We start from the raw sequence: 16,312 nt of genomic DNA, 5'->3' as shown, positions 1-16,312 counted from the left end.
CAGGAGCCGGATTCGTCAGCCGATCGCGGTCGCGGGTACCCAGGGCACCGCGGCCAGGGTCGTGCGGCGTCGCATGGCCGCCCAGCTGTGCCGGGCCGGATTGATCAGTGCGGTGAGCCAGGTGCGGCGGTATGCGGCCAATGCGGTCGCGACGGCGGGGATTTCGAGGCAGTGCACCCCGCCCGGCGTGCCCAGTCGGTGGCGACCCGTCTGGATTTTCAGGATGCCCAATGCTGTTCCTTCGCTTGCTCGTCTGCGGCATGGATCGCCTGCGGCGAAAGATTAGCGGAACGAAAGTGTGTGATCGGCGATTTTGATCGACTTGTGTCCTTGCGTGTCGGAAATTCTCGAACCACAGGTCGGTATCGGGTGGAAAAAGTTGCGGATTGATATCGCTGCCGTCACGGAATGGGAAATGTACCGGGGGTCGCGTGAAATACGTTGCCCGTGTGGGTAATCGGCCTGTTTGCGCCGATGTCGCCGCCGGACGGGACCGGGGCGGGCGGGTCGGCGCGCCGACCGGATGCGAAACTGGTCCGATGTTGCGTATCGGTCTCACCGGAGGCATGGGAGCGGGTAAGTCGACGGTGGCGCGGCTGCTGGTGGAGCGGGGCGCGGTCCTGGTCGACAGCGACGCGATCGCCCGCGAGGTGGTGGCACCGGGTACCCCGGGATTGGCCGCGCTGGTCGATGCGTTCGGGGCCGACATCCTCTCCGCCGACGGCAGTCTCGATCGTCCGGCACTGGCGGCCAAGGCATTCGCCAGCGACGAGGCCCGGGGCACGCTGAACTCGATCACCCATCCGCTGGTCGGTACCCGCACCGCCGAGATCATCGCCGCCGCGCCCGCGGACGGCATCGTGGTGCAGGACGTTCCGCTGCTGGTCGAGAACGGGCTCGGGGCGATGACCAACCTGGTCGTCGTGGTCGAGGCGGCGCTGGAGACGCGGGTGCACCGCCTCGAGGAGTTCCGCGGGATCGCCCGCGAGGATGCGTTGGCGCGGATCAAGGCCCAGGCGACCGACGAGCAGCGGCGAGCGGTCGCCGATGTGCTGCTGGACAATTCGGGGGTTCCGGAGGATCTGGCGCCGCAGGTGAATGCGCTGTGGGACGAGCGGCTGGTGCCGTTCGAACACAACCTGCGCACCCGGACCCTGCCCGAGCGCGGTGCGGTGCAGGTGGTCGCCGCGGATCCGTCGTGGCCCGCGCAGGCGCAGCGGATCAGCGCCCGGCTCGCCCTGGCCTGCGGCGCCGCCGCGCTGCGCATCGATCACATCGGCTCGACGGCCGTGCCCGGACTGCCCGCCAAGGACATCGTCGACATCCAGATCACCGTGGCCGATCTGGAGACCGCGGACGGGCTTCGAGATGCGTTGCAGGACGCCGGGTTTCCGCGCGGTCCGTATCTCACCGACGATCCGAAGGCGGGTACCGATCCGGCGCTGTGGGCCAAACGGATTCACGGCAATGCCGACCCGGGCCGACCGGCCAATGTGCACATCCGGGTGGACGGCTGGCCCGGACAGCGCTTCGCCCTCGCCTTCCGGGACTGGTTGCGTGCCGAACCCGCCGCGCGCGAGGAGTACTTGGCGGTCAAGCGCAAGGCCGAGGCGAGTGCGGCGGGGCTGACCGGCGCCGCGGCGATCGCGGCGTACATCGACGGGAAGACCCCGTGGTTCGACGAGGTCTATCCCCGCGTGCTGACCTGGGCCGAGCAGGCGGGCTGACCGTTACAGCCAGGTCAGCGTGACGCCCTGGGACTCTTCGATCCAGCTGCCGAAGTCGTGCCCGTGCCGGGCGATGCCGTCGATCGCGGTCGTGGCGACCTCGATCGCCTGCTGCGCCTGGACCGGACCGAGATATCCGGCGGCGTGCGCGGCGAGGAGTTCGTCCACATCGAGCAGCCGCACGTCGCGGCCGGTGCGCACGACGAGATCCAGATAGTGGTCGATCGAACGCCACCGGCCCGGTTCGATCTCGGCGAATTCACCGATATCGATGTAGTAGTCCTGATCCCGGCGGTGTGCGGGGGTGTAGTGAAAGACGGTGGCGCGCAACGACACCGCGGGCAGGATCCAGGACTCCAGGTAGTGGAATTCGGGATGGTCGGCCGTGCGGGCCATGTACAGACCCCAAGGCTCGACGTGATACCGCTCCACGGTCCGCACGAACCCCTTCGGGTCGGTGTTGGTGAGCTCGCCGACATCGAAGTACTCGACCTTGGGTCGATGCAGATGAACCGCTGGCACCTGGGTCATATCCTGAGAATCTACCGGGCATCGCCCGGTAGTTCAGGATTCCCGCTACAACCAGGTGAGGGTTATCCCCTTGGACCCGAGCCAGCGCTCGACGTGGCGGTCGTGCGCGACGATGCCGGAGACCACCGAATTGGCGCGTTCGATGATGCGCTGGGCCTCGGCGGCGTCGACGTAACCCGCGTCGTGCGCGGCGAACAGGTCGTCCAGACCGTGAAGTTCGGGGGTGTGGCCGTTGCGCGAGACGATATCGATGTAGTGGTAGATCGCGCGCCAGCGCTTGGGCTCGAGGCGGGTGTACTCGCCGACGTGGACGTGGTAGATCGGATCGCGATCGTGTGCGTTGTTGGCGTGACTCATCGTGATCCGCACCGCGGGATCCGGTAGCAACCAGGTCTCGGTGAACCGATCGGGGGGCGTGTCGGCCGCGCGCACGAGGTACAGGCCCCACGGCTCGGCGTGATAGCTCTCCACGGCGCGCACGAAGCCGCGGGCGTCGGTCTTGGTGCAGTCGGCGATGTCGAAGTACTCGATCGACGGTTTGCGCGCGGTGCGCGCCGGTGCACCGGCAGGACCCGTATTCTGCGACGTGCCGTGCGTGTGCACGGTGGAGAGCAGGTTGCGTGCTGCATTGCGCAATGGGTTGAGACTCGTCATTGCACTGCCCCTATCTGGAACTGCCTGGGAAACCGGGTCGACAGTACACCGGGATTGCCTGCCGCGCGGGAGCGTAAACACACTTCTCGCGCGTCGTGACGAATTCGGCACCGAGGGCGAACTTCCTTGCGGCACCGGACATTTCGGACATTCGTTGATCATTCCCAGGTGGCCGGGGGTGGCCGCCGGGGCGCGCCGGGCCCGCGGGCGCGCGTATAGAGCGGTGAATGTTGTCGGTGGGTGGTCCTACGCTGTGAATCATGGCTTTCGCATCCGAGCTGCCCGCCGAGGGCAACACACCGCTGGCGCATTCGGAGTTCCGGCCCATCGGCGAGATCGAGCGGGCCGACGGGCGGTTCCAGGTGATCAGCGAGCACCGGCCCGCGGGCGATCAGCCCACCGCGATCGAGGAGCTCGATCGCCGGTTGGGGGCCGGGGAGCGCGATGTGGTCCTGCTGGGCGCCACCGGCACCGGTAAATCCGCGACGGCGGCCTGGCTGATCGAGCGCACCCAGCGTCCCACGCTGGTCATGGCGCCGAACAAGACCCTGGCCGCGCAGCTGGCCAACGAGTTGCGCGAGATGCTGCCGAACAACTCGGTCGAGTACTTCGTCTCGTACTACGACTACTACCAGCCCGAGGCGTACATCGCGCAGACCGATACCTATATCGAGAAGGACAGCTCGATCAACGACGATGTCGAGCGGCTGCGGCATTCGGCCACGTCGAGTCTGCTGTCTCGCCGCGACGTGGTGGTGGTCGCCTCGGTGTCCTGCATCTACGGTCTGGGCACGCCGCAGTCCTATCTGGACCGGTCCGTGCAGCTCGAGGTCGGCGGCGAAGTCGACCGGGACAGGTTGCTGCGGCTGCTGGTCGATGTGCAGTACACCCGCAACGACATGTCCTTCACCCGCGGCTCGTTCCGGGTGCGCGGCGACACGGTCGAGATCATCCCGTCCTACGAGGAGCTCGCGATCCGGATCGAGTTCTTCGGTGACGAGATCGAGGCGCTCTACTACCTGCACCCGCTGACCGGTGACGTGGTGCGGCAGGTGGATATGGTCCGGATCTTCCCCGCGACGCACTATGTGGCCGGTCCGGAGCGGATGGAGCGGGCCGTGGCCGATATCGAGGTCGAACTCGAGCATCGCCTCGCCGAATTCGAGCGTCAGGGCAAACTGCTCGAGGCGCAGCGCCTGCGCATGCGCACCCAGTACGACCTGGAGATGATCCGTCAGGTCGGCTTCTGCTCGGGGATCGAGAACTATTCGCGGCATATCGACGGCCGCGCGGCCGGATCGGCCCCGGCCACGCTGATCGACTACTTCCCCGAGGATTTCCTGCTCATCATCGATGAGTCGCACAACACCGTCCCGCAGATCGGCAGCATGTACGAGGGCGATATGTCGCGCAAGCGCAACCTCGTCGAATACGGCTTCCGGCTACCGTCCGCGGTGGACAACCGCCCGCTGACCTGGGAGGAGTTCGCCGATCGCATCGGTCAGACGGTCTACATGTCGGCCACCCCGGGCCCGTATGAGCTCGGGCAGACCTCCGGGGAGTTCGTCGAACAGGTCATCCGGCCGACCGGTCTGGTGGATCCGCACGTCGTGGTCAAACCGACCAAGGGACAGATCGACGACCTGGTGCACGAGATCCGGATGCGGGCCGAACGCGACGAACGCGTACTGGTCACCACCCTGACCAAGAAGATGTCCGAGGATCTCACCGACTATCTGCTCGGGCTCGGCGTGCGGGTGCGATATCTGCACTCGGAGATCGATACGCTGCGTCGAGTGGAACTGCTGCGCCAGCTCCGCCTGGGGGAGTACGACGTCCTGGTCGGCATCAACCTGCTGCGCGAGGGCCTGGACCTGCCCGAGGTGTCGCTGGTGGCGATTCTGGACGCCGACAAGGAAGGCTTCCTGCGCAGTACCACCAGCCTGATCCAGACCATCGGCCGCGCGGCCCGCAACGTCTCGGGCGAGGTGCACATGTACGCCGACAAGGTCACCGATTCGATGCGCAACGCCATCGGGGAGACCGAGCGGCGTCGCGCCAAACAGGTCGCCTACAACGAGGAGCGCGGGATCGACCCGAAACCGTTGCGCAAGAAGATCGCGGACATCCTCGACCAGGTATACCGCGAGGCCGACGAGACGGAGGTCGAGATCGGCGGTTCCGGCCGCAACGCCAGCCGCGGCCGTCGTGCCCAGGGCGAACCCGGCCGGGCGGTCAGCGCGGGCGTCTACGAGGGGCGCGACATCAAGTCCATGCCGCGCGCCGAACTGGCCGATCTGGTGAAGGAGATGACCGACCAGATGATGAACGCCGCACGTGAGCTGCAATTCGAGCTCGCCGGTCGATTGCGCGACGAGATCGCCGATCTGAAGAAGGAACTACGCGGAATGGACGCGGCCGGGTTGAAATGAGTACCGTTCCACTGGGTTTCGGCTCGGTTCCCGCATCGCCCGGATTTCCGGTCGTCGCGGGGCACGCCGTCCCGGCGGAGTCCGGGGCCCAGGCACACGTGCACGCGGTCGTGCGCACAGGGAAGGTGTGCCTGGGTTCCGGTGTCCGCCATGGCGGTGCGGGCTGTGCCCGGTGCGGCGGATCAGCTCGACTGGTTCGCCATCCACTCGTTCACCCGGCGCTCGCCCTCCTCGCGCGAGATGTCCTCGACCCGGGTCATGACCACCCAGCGATGTCCGAACGGGTCCATGACCAGGCCGTAGCGGTCGCCGGTGACGAAGGTCTGCGGTTCCCCGACGCGTTTGGCGCCGTGCTGACGGGCCAGTTTCGTGACCGCGTCCACGTCGGGGCAGTAGTGCACGATGCTGGTGTGCACCCAGTCGGCCGCGGGAGCCAGCACCCCCTCCGCGGGGATCGGCATACCCATCTGGAAGGTCGAATCGCCCACCTTCAGTTCGGCGTGCGCGGCCTGGCCGTCGGGAAGGTCGTTGCGGCTCAGCACCTCCGCGCCGAAAACCGCGCCGTAGAACTCGATCGCGGCATTGGCATCGGGTACGGCCAGGAAGCAGTTGATGGAGTGATAGCCCTCGGGGATCGGATTCACGGTGCTCGTCATGGGCACGACTCTGCCGGTTCGCCCGCAGTGGATCTTGTAAGTACGCGACAGCTCGCCCGAGTGAACGGAGCATGCTGGTGAACGCCGTCGGTCGGGATGCGAAAGATCCCGCGCTGGAACGTGTTCCGATTCCGCCGCCGGAGGTCGCCAAGGGGATCCTGCACCCCCGCACGCAGGCTCGGCACCGCCGGTTGACCAGGGTGCCCGCGAGTGCCCAGATGTCCCGGTTCGTGGAGTGGTACTGGGAGGTGCGGTGGGATCTGCGCGGTTGTCCGCCCTTCGTGGCCGAGGTGCTGCCGTTCCCGAGCGTCAATCTGACCTTCGAACGCACGACCGCGAGCACCGGCGGTTTCGTCAACGGGGTGTGCACCACGAAGTTCACCCGCGAGCTGGCCGAGGAGGGCGAGGCCTTCGCGGTGAAGTTCCGGCCCGGCGGTTTCGGCGCGTTCACCGGGCTCGATGTGGCCTCGTTCCGCGATTCGGCGATCGACCTCATCGAGGTGTTGCCGCAGGCGGAGGGGTTGACCGAGCGGGTGCTCGCCGTGCCCACCGCCGAGCGGCGTCGTGATGTGGTCGAGGATTTCTTCGCCGAACAGGCGCGTACGGCCGTCGTCGACGACAACTACCGGCTGCTGCTGCGGATGATCGCGGCCATGGAGTCCGACCGCGATCTGCTCCGCGTCGATCAGGTCGCCGAACGTTTCGGCGTGCCGATCCGCACCCTGCAACGCCTGTTCCGGCGTTATGTCGGCGCGAATCCGAAGTGGGTGCTGCGCCGCTATCGTCTGCAGGACGGCGCGCAACTGCTCGCCGACGGCCGCACCGAGGATCTCGCGGCCCTGGCGTTGGACCTCGGCTACTTCGATCAGGCTCACTTCTCTCGCGAGTTCGCCCTGGAGGTGGGAATGGCGCCTCTGGAATACGCGCGATCGGCGGTTTGACTGTCGCGCGACGCATTTCTGCAGTACGGCGAATCTTTGGTGCAATTCACGACAATTACCCGGGATTTCCGGGCGAACTACCAGCTGCCGTGGTGAAGCAGGTAAATGCTGTTCACTCCCGGCCCGGAACCGCGGTCGCCGGGCATACCTACGGTAGGGCCCAGGCGGCGCGCCGAACAGCGCAACTGTGATGAGAATCCCAGGGCCGCAAGACCGTTCGCGATTGCGGCGTACGTCGCCATGACGGCCGGAGATGTCCGGATCCGCGCTGGTAGTTCGGGTCCTCGCGGAAGGTACCGGCGAATGTGTGGCATGCGCTACACGGCGTGCGGATGTGATGTGATGCAATTTCGGATTTTTCCGACTCGGTAGCGGTTATGGTCTAGCGCAGTTGCCGCGCGGCGCCCGCAGTCGTGGACGTCATGCGCCGGCATCCGACCACTTGTACGTTTGGAGGAAAGATGACCACCGCCTACCGGTCCATTGTCGTCGGTACCGATGGCTCGGACTCGTCGTACGTCGCCGTGGAGAAGGCCGCTGCCCTGGCCGGGGCCTCGGGCGCGACCCTGTATGTCGCCTGTGCCTACTACCCGACCGACGACCGCGACGTGGCCGCCGCGAGCGATGTGCTCAAGGACGAGGCCTACCAGGTCCACGGCTCGGCGCCCACGAACGAGATCCTGCGCGTCGCGCGGGACAAGGCCCACTCGGCGGGTGCCACCGACGTGCAGGAGAAGGCGATCGTCGGCGAGCCCGTCGAATCGCTGCTGGATCTGGTGAAACAGGTGCAGGCCGACCTGCTGGTCGTCGGTAACCGCGGCCTGAACACCCTCGCCGGTCGTCTGCTCGGCTCGGTGCCCTCGGACGTCGCCCGCAAGTCCCGCTCGGACGTCTTGATCGTCCACACCGTGCGATGAAGTAGTAGATCTTCACCCGCGCGGCGCTGTCGCAACAGAGCGGCCGTGAGCAGTTCCGTACTGTTCACGGCCGCTCTGCTCTGTTCAGTTCAATGCGCCCAATACTTCCGGTAGTTCGCCGGAGTAGACCACCGACAGGTGCTGGGTGGCTCGGGTGAGGGCTACGTAGAGGTCGTTGAGGCCCCGGGGGGATTCGTCGAGGATGTCCTGGGGTTCGACCAGGATCACCGTGTCGAATTCGAGGCCCTTCACCTCGGTGACGGTCAGGACGCGGACCGAGTCGCTCGCCAGGTCGGTGTAGTCGCCGAGGACAGCGTGGGGGGCCAGGATCGCGGTGATGCCAGGGCGGTCGGCCTCGGCGGCCACCAGTTCGGCGACCGTGGCGACCGATTCGCTGGGGGAGACATGCCGCGCCTCGGGCGGACAACCCGATTCGCGTACCGAGCGGGGGACGGTGGCGTCGGGGTCGATGGCCGCCAGCACATCCGCGGCCACGGCCATGATTTCCGCGGGAGTGCGGTAGTTGACGGTCAGTTCGGTGAGCTTCCAACGTTGGGCGACATAGGGTTCCAGCATCTGCTGCCAGGACGACGCGCCGGCCGGGTCGCCGGTCTGCGCGACGTCGCCCACGATGGTGACCCAGCGATTCGGGATGCGCCGCATCACCATTCGCCACGCCATCTCCGAAAGTTCCTGTGCCTCATCGACGATGACGTGCCCGTACGTCCAGGTGCGATCTCCGGCGGCGCGTTCGGCGGTGGTCTGGTGGGCGCGCACGTTCTGTCGCTCGGCCAGCTGCGAGGCGTCGATCAGGTCGTAGGCCATCAGGATCTCCGGGTCGAGATCGTCCTCCAGATCCTGTGGGGCGGAACCGGTCAGGATGTCCAGCGCGTCCTGGGCCTCGGCCAGCTGGGCGCGCCAGCGACGCCGGGAACGTTCGCGTTCCTCCGCGTCGTCGACACCGAGCAGTTCGGCGAGTTCGTCCAGCAGAGGCGTGTCGGCCGCGCTGAAATTACCGTCGTCGGGACGGAACAGCTCCTTGCGATCCTCGGGCGAGAATCCGCCGGCGGCGCGAGCTAGGCGCGCCGGATCGGCCCACAGACCGGCCAGCACCTCCTGCGGTGTCAGGATCGGCCACAGCCCGGCGATCGCGCGCTGGATCTCGGCGTCCGCGCGCATCTCGTCGCGGATCTCGGTCAGATCCGCCTGGCTCAGCAGATTCTGGCCACCGGTGAGGTCCTTGCCCATGGTCTGGGCGAGCTGATCGGTGAGTGCGTCCACCACCGAGGCGGCGAAGACCGGCCGGGCCAGATTGTGCGGCCGCCGTGAGGAACGCGCCCGTCCGCGCGCTTTGCTGACGATCTTGCGGTCCAGGATGACCTCGTACCCGTCGAAGGTCAGCCGGATGGGCTCGGGCGGCGTCTGCTGCCAGTCGCGCACGCCCTTCTTCAGTACATCGATCATCTCCAGCGAACCCTTCAGCTCGCCCGCGCGCAGCGAATCCTCCAGTCTCGCTTGCACTCCCGGATACAGGTTGCCGATCGTGGACAGCAGCACCCCGGTCTCGCCCAGTGAGGGCAGCACCTGACCGATGTAGTCCAGGAAGGTCGAATTCGGGCCGATGATCAGGACACCGGCCTTGTCCAGCTGTTTGCGGTAGGTGTACAGCAGATATGCCGCGCGGTGCAGTGCGACGGCCGTTTTACCGGTACCCGGTCCGCCCTGCACGACCAGCACGCTCTTGTGCTCGGACCGGATGATCGCGTCCTGCTGGCTCTGGATGGTCTCCACGATGTCGGTCATCTGGCCGGTGCGCGCCGCGTTCAACGCGGCCAGCAGGGCGCTCTCGCTGCCGACTCCGGCATCGGACTCGATCGCGCCCTCCGCCTGCGCCAGATCCAGGTCCAGGTATTCGTCGGTCACCGTGGTGATCCGGCGATTGCGGGAGCGAAGGTGCCGACGCCGGGTGACGCCGTCCGGAGTGGCGGTCGTGGCCAGGTAGAACGGCCGCGCCAGCGGGGCGCGCCAGTCCAGCAGCAGGGTGGCGTAGTCGTCGTCCTCGTCGAGGATGCCGAGTCGGCCGATATAGCGCTGTTCCGCGTCGCCGTCCACGCCCGCCGACAGATCGATCCGGCCGAAGCACAGGCCGTGCTCGGCGGCGTCGTATTTGGCCAGGTCCTCGCTGTACAGCTGGGTGAACGATTCGCGTTCGCTGCGGGCCTGCGGGGTGCCGCCGGTCTCCAGCAGCACCGTGCGCAAACGTCGCTGCGCGTATTCGCGCATCGCGTCCAGACGCTCGTACAGCGTTGTCAGATTGGTCTGTTCGCGTGCCAGTTCGGCGGCGTGGCCGGTCGCCGGGAGATCCTCGGTGAGGCGGTCGGGCAAGACGGAACTCCTTGTCACCACGGTCGGCCGGGCGAGGCCGCGTACGAAGGGAAAACAGAGTTGTCGAGTCTAGTTGGCCTCGGGGTGACTCGCTGTAACCGCAGGTGAACGCCAGTTCACGAGGCGTGGGTATTGTTCGGTCGGCGCATCGAGCCAGGACCCTCGTGATGTGCGGCAGGTTTGGCCTGGTACATCGCGACGTCGGCGTCGTGCAGCACGGCCTCGGGCGTGCGGGTATCGCCCGGATGCAGCGGTGTGACCCCGATCGATGCGTCGACGTGGATGCGGTGTCCGCGCGCGATGATCGGTTCGGCCATCGCCTGACGCAGGCGTGTGACCAGGCCGTCCAGATCCACCGGCAACGTGCCGCCCGACAGCAGCACCAGGAATTCGTCACCGCCGATGCGGCCGACCACGTCGTCCTGGCGCAGGCTGCGCTGCAGGCGCTGGGCCACGATCTGCAGGACGGTATCGCCGATGGCGTGACCGAGGGTGTCGTTGATGGACTTGAATCCGTCCAGATCGATGAACAGCACCGTCGAGACCGGCAGATCCTCGCTGGTGCCCAACGCCCCGGCCAGCCGGGACAGCACCAGCGACCGATTCGCCAGACCGGTCAGCGGGTCGTGGGTGGCCTGATATTCCAGCTGTCTGCGGCTGGCACGGAATTCGGTGATGTCGTTGAAGGACGAGACGGCGGGCGATTCCGGATCACCGGGATTGAGCAGCCGGGACGAACCGGACAGCCAGCGGCGCTGCCCGTCGGCACGGTCGACCCCGAAGACGTAGCGCGCGATGGTCTCGCCGGTGGCGAGGGTGCGCGCGACCGGATGCCGGGTCGCCGAGAGCGGCTGCCCGTTGGGATCCAACAGCGCCAGCGGCAGCGCTGCGATCGCGGTGCCGACCAGATCCCCGCCGGCGTGCCCGAAGATCCGCAGCGCGGCCGGATTGATCGACTCGATACATCCGCCCCGATCGATCACCACCACACCTTCCTCCAGTTGCGAGACGACGGTGGTGAAGTGCTGTTCGGCGCGACGTTGGGCGTGCTCGGCGCGACGCTGGGCGGTGAGGTCGTGGATGACCACCTGATGCGCACGGCGCTTCTGCCAGATGGTCAGCACCGAGACGGTTTCCACGTCGACCGTGCCTCCGTCGAGCCGGATCAGGGTCATCTCGGCGGGTTCGGAGGCGTCTCCGGTGGCGTTGAGGCGGGCGATCCGCGCGAGCATCGGCCCGATGTCGCGCGGTGCGACGAACTGGGTCACCGGGCGGCCGAGAATATCCCGGACCGCATTCGCGCCAAGTAACCGAACAATTGCCGGATTGGCGTAAACGAGTTTGCCGCCCTCGTGCACGACAACACCGTCCGGGCTGTGATCGACCAGCGACCGGTACCTTTGTGCCAATTGCTCGGCGTCTACCGCGCCGTCGCCTTTCTCGTCGCTCATGTCAGCCACGCGTACCCCCTGATCAAAGACTATCTATGTCAATTTCAGCATGGGATCATCCTGCTGTCGGCGTGTGGAAGATCGCAGCGCCGACGTTGTCGGATCGGTCACAGTTCGAGCATTCGTTCGAGCATTGATCGGACAGTTTTACGGCAAAGGGTTTGCTCAGCGATGGCGGAGTATTCGCTATTCTGCTCGAACCGGTGAAGGAGCGAGGCGATGCCAGGCTGTAACCCGAGACACCAAGATCATATGACGATTGCCGGAATCGGCGTCGTCTCCGGTTACGGCTGGGGTCGCGAGGCCTTGTGGCGTGGTTTGCTCAGCGCGAAGTCCGCCGCTCGGCTCCATCCAGGGTACGGGGCCGGGCGTGATGAGCGCGCCTGGGTTGCCCTGATTCCCGAGGGCGGCGATGCCGAGGTCGGTCCGAGCCGCTACGGACGGGCCGTGCAGGATGCCGCTCGGGAGGCGATCGACGATGCCCGTGCCCGCGGCTGGCGGCCCGGCCGCACCGTCGGGATCCTGCATTCGATCGTGCTCGGCGACGTCCGCAACTGGCGGGACTTCTATCTCGTGGACGAGGGGCATCGCCGTTCGCGCGGATTCATGTCGCTGCTGCCCTCGACGCCGATCGCGATGCTGGCGCAGGAGTTCGGTTTCCACGGCCCGTCGATGGATGTCTCGGCCGCCTGCAGTTCGGCGAACGTCGCCCTGATCACCGCGCAGTTGTGGCTCACCCAGGGCATGGCCGACGACGTGTTGTGCGTGAACACCGATCTGTCGGCGAGCCCCGAACTGCTCGAGCACATGGTCGGGCTGGGCGCGGCGGTCGGTGATACCGAACCGCTCGATGCCTGCCGCCCGTTCCAGCAGGGCAGCCGCGGTTTCAGCATGGGGGAGGCGTCCACGGCCTTCGTGCTCACCCGCGATGTCGAGCGGCCGTACGCCCGGGTGCTGGGCGGTGCGATGTCCAACGACGGCTATCACGTGGTGTCGGTCGATCCGTCCCACGAGCAGATCCTCGACTGTGTCCGCCAGGCGCTGGACGTGTCCGGGGTACGACCCGATCAGGTCCGCTACTACAACGCGCACGGCCCCGGCACCCGCCAGTGCGATGAAGCCGAAACCGACGTTCTGGCAACGATTTTCGACGACCGTCCGGCGCTGTACTCGATCAAGCCGCTGACCGGTCACTGTCAGGGCGCGGCGGCCGGGGTCGAGGTCGCCGTGGCCGCGCTGGCCTACGAGCGCGGGGTCGTACCGGCCCCGCCGATCGTCGCGCCCGCGCATCCGCGTCTGCTGGACGGGCCGACCGAGTGCACCGGCGGGGTCACCGTCAAGACGTCGCTGGGCATGGGCGGGCACAATTCGGTGATCGTCCTGGGCTCGATCTGAGGGCAAGTAGGCTGGGGTGGATCGGTCGCGGGAGTGGCGGTGTTCGCCGCGGATGACCGAAATCCCCTGGTCCGGGCGCCTGGTGTGCGCTGCTCGACGAAACTTGTCGGTGGGTGTGCCTAGCATGGCGGCCGGGGTACCAGTGGACGCCGGAATACGAATGGGAAGGGACGACCTGTGGCGGATCGCCTGACGGTGCGCGGAGCGCGGGAGCACAATCTCAAAGGGGTCGATATCGACCTGCCGCGCGACAGTCTCATCGTCTTCACGGGATTGTCCGGATCGGGTAAGTCGAGCCTCGCGTTCGACACCATCTTCGCGGAGGGGCAGCGTCGTTACGTCGAGTCGCTGTCGGCGTACGCGCGCCAGTTCCTCGGCCAGATGGACAAGCCCGATGTGGACTTCATCGAGGGCCTCTCGCCCGCGGTCTCGATCGACCAGAAGTCGACCAACCGCAATCCGCGTTCCACGGTCGGCACCATCACCGAGGTACACGACTATCTGCGTCTGCTCTACGCGCGCGCGGGCACCCCGCACTGCCCGGTCTGCGGTGAGCTGATCGCCAAGCAGACCCCGCAGCAGATCGTCGATCAGGTGCTCGCCATGGAGGAGGGCATCCGGTTCCAGGTGCTGGCCCCGGTGGTGCGTACCCGCAAGGGCGAATTCGTCGACCTGTTCGATCAGCTGAATTCCCAGGGCTATTCGCGCGTTCGCGTGGACGGGGTGGTGCATTCGCTGACCGATCCGCCCAAGCTGAAGAAACAGGAGAAGCACGATATCGAGGTGGTCATCGACCGCCTGGCGGTGAAGCCGAGTTCCAAACAGCGCCTGACCGATTCGATCGAGACGGCGCTGCGCCTGGCCGACGGCATCGTGGTACTCGACTTCGTCGATCGCGATGAGCACGCCCACGATCGGGAGCGCCGCTTCTCCGAGAAGCTCGCCTGCCCCAATGCGCATCCGCTGGACATCGAGGATCTCGAGCCACGCTCGTTCTCGTTCAACTCGCCCTACGGCGCCTGCCCGGACTGCACCGGCCTGGGCATCCGCAAGGAGGTCGATCCGGATCTGGTCGTGCCCGATACCGAGCTCAGTCTGAACGACGGCGCCATCGCACCCTGGTCGCGCGGTCAGACCGCCGAATACTTCACCCGACTGCTCTCGGGTCTGGCCGAGGCCATCGGTTTTTCGATGGACACCCCGTGGCATCAGCTGCCGGTGCGGGCGCGCAAGGCGGTGCTGGAGGGCAGTTCCGATCAGGTCCACGTCTCCTACACCAACCGGTACGGCCGCAAGCGTTCGTACTACGCCGATTTCGAAGGCGTGATGCCGTTCCTGCAGCGTCGGCTCGAGAACACCGAGTCCGAGCAGATGAAGGAACATTACGACGGCTACATGCGCGACGTGCCGTGCCCGGTGTGCAACGGCGCCCGCCTCCGGCCCGAAATCCTCGCTGTCACAATGGATTCCGGCGAGGGTCGCCGGTCCATCGCCGAGGTGTCGGATCTGTCCATCCGGGATTGCGCGAAATTCCTCAACGGCCTGCGGCTGGGGGAGCGTGAGGCGGCGATCGCCGGGCAGGTGCTCAAGGAGATCCAGGCGCGCCTGGGCTTCCTGCTGGACGTCGGCCTGGAATATCTGACGCTCTCACGGGCCGCGGCGACCCTGTCCGGCGGTGAGGCGCAACGCATCCGGCTGGCCACCCAGATCGGCTCGGGTCTGGTCGGCGTGCTGTACGTGCTGGACGAGCCCTCGATCGGCCTGCATCAGCGCGACAACCGCCGCCTCATCGAAACCCTCACGCGGCTCAGGGATCTGGGCAATACCCTGATCGTCGTCGAACACGACGAGGACACCATCCACGCCTCGGACTGGGTGGTCGACATCGGCCCGCTGGCCGGCGAGCACGGCGGCCAGGTGGTCTACAGCGGCCCCTATCCCGGTCTGCTGAGCGACTCCAACTCCCTCACCGGCGCCTATCTGTCGGGCCGGGAGCAGATCGAAGTACCGCTGGTGCGGCGTCCGGTGAACAAGAAGAAGCAGCTCACCGTCGTCGGCGCCACCGAGCACAACCTGCGCGGCATCGAGGTGGACTTCCCGCTGGGCGTGCTGACCTCGGTGACGGGCGTATCCGGATCGGGTAAGTCCACCCTGGTGAACGACATCCTGGCGACGGTTCTGGCGAACAAGCTCAACGGCGCGCGCCAGGTGCCGGGCAGGCACACCCGCGTCAACGGGCTGGATCACCTGGACAAGCTGGTCCAGGTCGACCAGTCCCCGATCGGCCGCACCCCGCGCTCGAATCCGGCCACCTACACCGGCGTGTTCGACAAGATCCGCACGCTGTTCGCCGCGACCACCGAGGCCAAGGTGCGCGGCTATCAGCCGGGCCGGTTCTCGTTCAACGTCAAGGGCGGGCGCTGCGAGGCGTGCTCGGGTGACGGCACCTTGAAGATCGAGATGAACTTCCTGCCCGACGTGTACGTCCCGTGTGAGGTGTGCCACGGCGCGCGCTACAACCGGGAGACGCTCGAGGTGCACTACAAGGGCAAGACCATCGCCGAGGTGCTCGATATGCCGATCGAGGAGGCCGCGGAATTCTTCGAGCCGGTCACCTCGATCCACCGGTATCTGAAGACACTGGTCGACGTCGGGCTGGGATACGTCCGCCTGGGCCAGAGCGCCCCGACGCTGTCCGGCGGCGAGGCCCAGCGTGTGAAGCTGTCCGCCGAATTGCAGAAGCGTTCCACCGGCCGCACGGTCTACATCCTGGACGAGCCGACCACGGGCCTGCACTTCGAGGACATCCGCAAACTGCTGAAGGTGATCAACGGCCTGGTCGACAAGGGCAACACCGTCATCGTCATCGAACACAACCTGGACGTCATCAAGACCTCCGACTGGGTGATCGATATGGGCCCCGAAGGCGGTTCGGGCGGCGGCACCGTGGTCGCCGAGGGCACTCCGGAAGAGGTTGCGGCCGTTGCCGACAGCTACACCGGGCAGTTCCTGAAGGAGACGCTCGCCCTCCCCGCGCCGAAGTCGCCGGCGCGCAAGACGGTGTCGAAAAAGGCTGCCGCAGTGAAGAAGTCGTCGACCGCGGCGAAGAAGCCCGCGGACAAGGATCCCAAGAAGGCCGCCGCGGCCCGGCGCAGGGCAGCCGCGTTGCGCTGAGCGTTCGCGCTCCCGGGGCGGTCATGTCGGGCCGCCCCGGCGCGAGTTC

12 protein-coding genes are annotated in these 16,312 nt (G+C 66.8%); 6 read left to right on the top strand and 6 right to left on the bottom strand.

Features of this window, described 5'->3' with window-relative positions; all coding sequences use genetic code 11:
• Positions 1 to 15 precede the first annotated feature (15 nt).
• Entirely contained in the window at positions 16 to 231 is a 216-nt protein-coding gene (locus K7711_RS34225; RefSeq protein WP_222974739.1) for a hypothetical protein, read from the bottom strand.
• A 308-nt stretch (positions 232 to 539) separates the two neighbouring features.
• On the opposite strand from K7711_RS34225, the gene coaE reads away from it, so the two are divergent.
• Positions 540 to 1,727 carry a dephospho-CoA kinase gene (gene coaE, locus K7711_RS34220; protein ID WP_222974737.1) on the top strand — a complete coding sequence of 396 codons (1,188 nt, stop codon included), beginning with the start codon at positions 540 to 542 and terminating at the stop codon, positions 1,725 to 1,727.
• Between the two features lie 3 nt (positions 1,728 to 1,730).
• Here coaE and K7711_RS34215 read toward each other — a convergent pair whose 3' ends face one another.
• Both K7711_RS34215 and K7711_RS34210 read right to left on the bottom strand, forming a co-directional pair.
• On the bottom strand, positions 1,731 to 2,258 hold the full coding sequence (locus K7711_RS34215) for a ribonuclease FAU-1 family protein (protein ID WP_222974736.1): 528 nt from the start codon (positions 2,256 to 2,258) through the stop codon (positions 1,731 to 1,733).
• Positions 2,259 to 2,303: 45 nt separating this feature from the next.
• Positions 2,304 to 2,912, bottom strand: coding sequence for a DUF402 domain-containing protein (locus K7711_RS34210; protein WP_235748215.1), 609 nt, complete (start codon positions 2,910 to 2,912; stop codon positions 2,304 to 2,306).
• 260 nt (positions 2,913 to 3,172) lie between these two features.
• Here K7711_RS34210 and uvrB point away from each other — a divergent pair, with 260 nt between their 5' ends.
• A complete protein-coding gene (uvrB, locus tag K7711_RS34205; RefSeq protein WP_222974735.1) occupies positions 3,173 to 5,344 on the top strand; it encodes an excinuclease ABC subunit UvrB in 2,172 nt (723 codons plus the stop codon).
• A gap of 182 nt (positions 5,345 to 5,526) precedes the next feature.
• Here uvrB and K7711_RS34200 read toward each other — a convergent pair whose 3' ends face one another.
• Positions 5,527 to 6,000 (bottom strand): VOC family protein, encoded by a 474-nt coding sequence (locus K7711_RS34200; protein WP_222974734.1) that lies wholly within the window; start codon positions 5,998 to 6,000, stop codon positions 5,527 to 5,529.
• A 77-nt stretch (positions 6,001 to 6,077) separates the two neighbouring features.
• On the opposite strand from K7711_RS34200, the gene K7711_RS34195 reads away from it, so the two are divergent.
• Together K7711_RS34195 and K7711_RS34190 are read left to right on the top strand one after the other, a co-directional pair.
• On the top strand, positions 6,078 to 6,941 hold the full coding sequence (locus K7711_RS34195; RefSeq protein ID WP_308015077.1) for an AraC family transcriptional regulator: 864 nt from the start codon (positions 6,078 to 6,080) through the stop codon (positions 6,939 to 6,941).
• 461 nt (positions 6,942 to 7,402) lie between these two features.
• A complete protein-coding gene (locus K7711_RS34190; protein WP_222974732.1) occupies positions 7,403 to 7,858 on the top strand; it encodes a universal stress protein in 456 nt (151 codons plus the stop codon).
• An 84-nt stretch (positions 7,859 to 7,942) separates the two neighbouring features.
• On the opposite strand, the gene K7711_RS34185 is transcribed toward K7711_RS34190, so the two are convergent.
• A complete protein-coding gene (locus K7711_RS34185) occupies positions 7,943 to 10,243 on the bottom strand; it encodes a HelD family protein (RefSeq protein ID WP_235748214.1) in 2,301 nt (766 codons plus the stop codon).
• 116 nt (positions 10,244 to 10,359) lie between these two features.
• On the bottom strand, positions 10,360 to 11,694 hold the full coding sequence (locus K7711_RS34180) for a diguanylate cyclase domain-containing protein (protein WP_222974731.1): 1,335 nt from the start codon (positions 11,692 to 11,694) through the stop codon (positions 10,360 to 10,362).
• A gap of 252 nt (positions 11,695 to 11,946) precedes the next feature.
• On the opposite strand from K7711_RS34180, the gene K7711_RS34175 reads away from it, so the two are divergent.
• Together K7711_RS34175 and uvrA are read left to right on the top strand one after the other, a co-directional pair.
• Positions 11,947 to 13,089: a beta-ketoacyl synthase N-terminal-like domain-containing protein gene (locus K7711_RS34175; RefSeq protein WP_222974730.1), complete on the top strand. Its 1,143-nt coding sequence runs from the start codon at positions 11,947 to 11,949 to the stop codon at positions 13,087 to 13,089.
• A 177-nt stretch (positions 13,090 to 13,266) separates the two neighbouring features.
• On the top strand, positions 13,267 to 16,263 hold the full coding sequence (gene uvrA, locus K7711_RS34170; protein WP_222974729.1) for an excinuclease ABC subunit UvrA: 2,997 nt from the start codon (positions 13,267 to 13,269) through the stop codon (positions 16,261 to 16,263).
• Positions 16,264 to 16,312 lie beyond the last annotated feature (49 nt).

It is taken from the genome of Nocardia coffeae (genome assembly GCF_019890715.1).
Taxonomy (GTDB): Bacteria; Actinomycetota; Actinomycetes; order Mycobacteriales; family Mycobacteriaceae; genus Nocardia; species Nocardia jiangxiensis.
Note: the sequence above shows the minus strand (reverse complement) of the source record. Positions and strands in the feature narration are given on the sequence as shown.

Coding starts and splice junctions, on each gene's coding strand:
- K7711_RS34200 (WP_222974734.1), bottom strand. CDS start 6,000: ATGACGAGCACCGTGAATCCGATCCCCGAGGGCTATCACTCCATCAAC.
- K7711_RS34215 (WP_222974736.1), bottom strand. CDS start 2,258: ATGACCCAGGTGCCAGCGGTTCATCTGCATCGACCCAAGGTCGAGTAC.
- uvrB (WP_222974735.1), top strand. CDS start 3,173: ATGGCTTTCGCATCCGAGCTGCCCGCCGAGGGCAACACACCGCTGGCG.
- K7711_RS34190 (WP_222974732.1), top strand. CDS start 7,403: ATGACCACCGCCTACCGGTCCATTGTCGTCGGTACCGATGGCTCGGAC.
- K7711_RS34175 (WP_222974730.1), top strand. CDS start 11,947: ATGACGATTGCCGGAATCGGCGTCGTCTCCGGTTACGGCTGGGGTCGC.
- coaE (WP_222974737.1), top strand. CDS start 540: ATGTTGCGTATCGGTCTCACCGGAGGCATGGGAGCGGGTAAGTCGACG.
- K7711_RS34180 (WP_222974731.1), bottom strand. CDS start 11,694: ATGAGCGACGAGAAAGGCGACGGCGCGGTAGACGCCGAGCAATTGGCA.
- K7711_RS34210 (WP_235748215.1), bottom strand. CDS start 2,912: ATGACGAGTCTCAACCCATTGCGCAATGCAGCACGCAACCTGCTCTCC.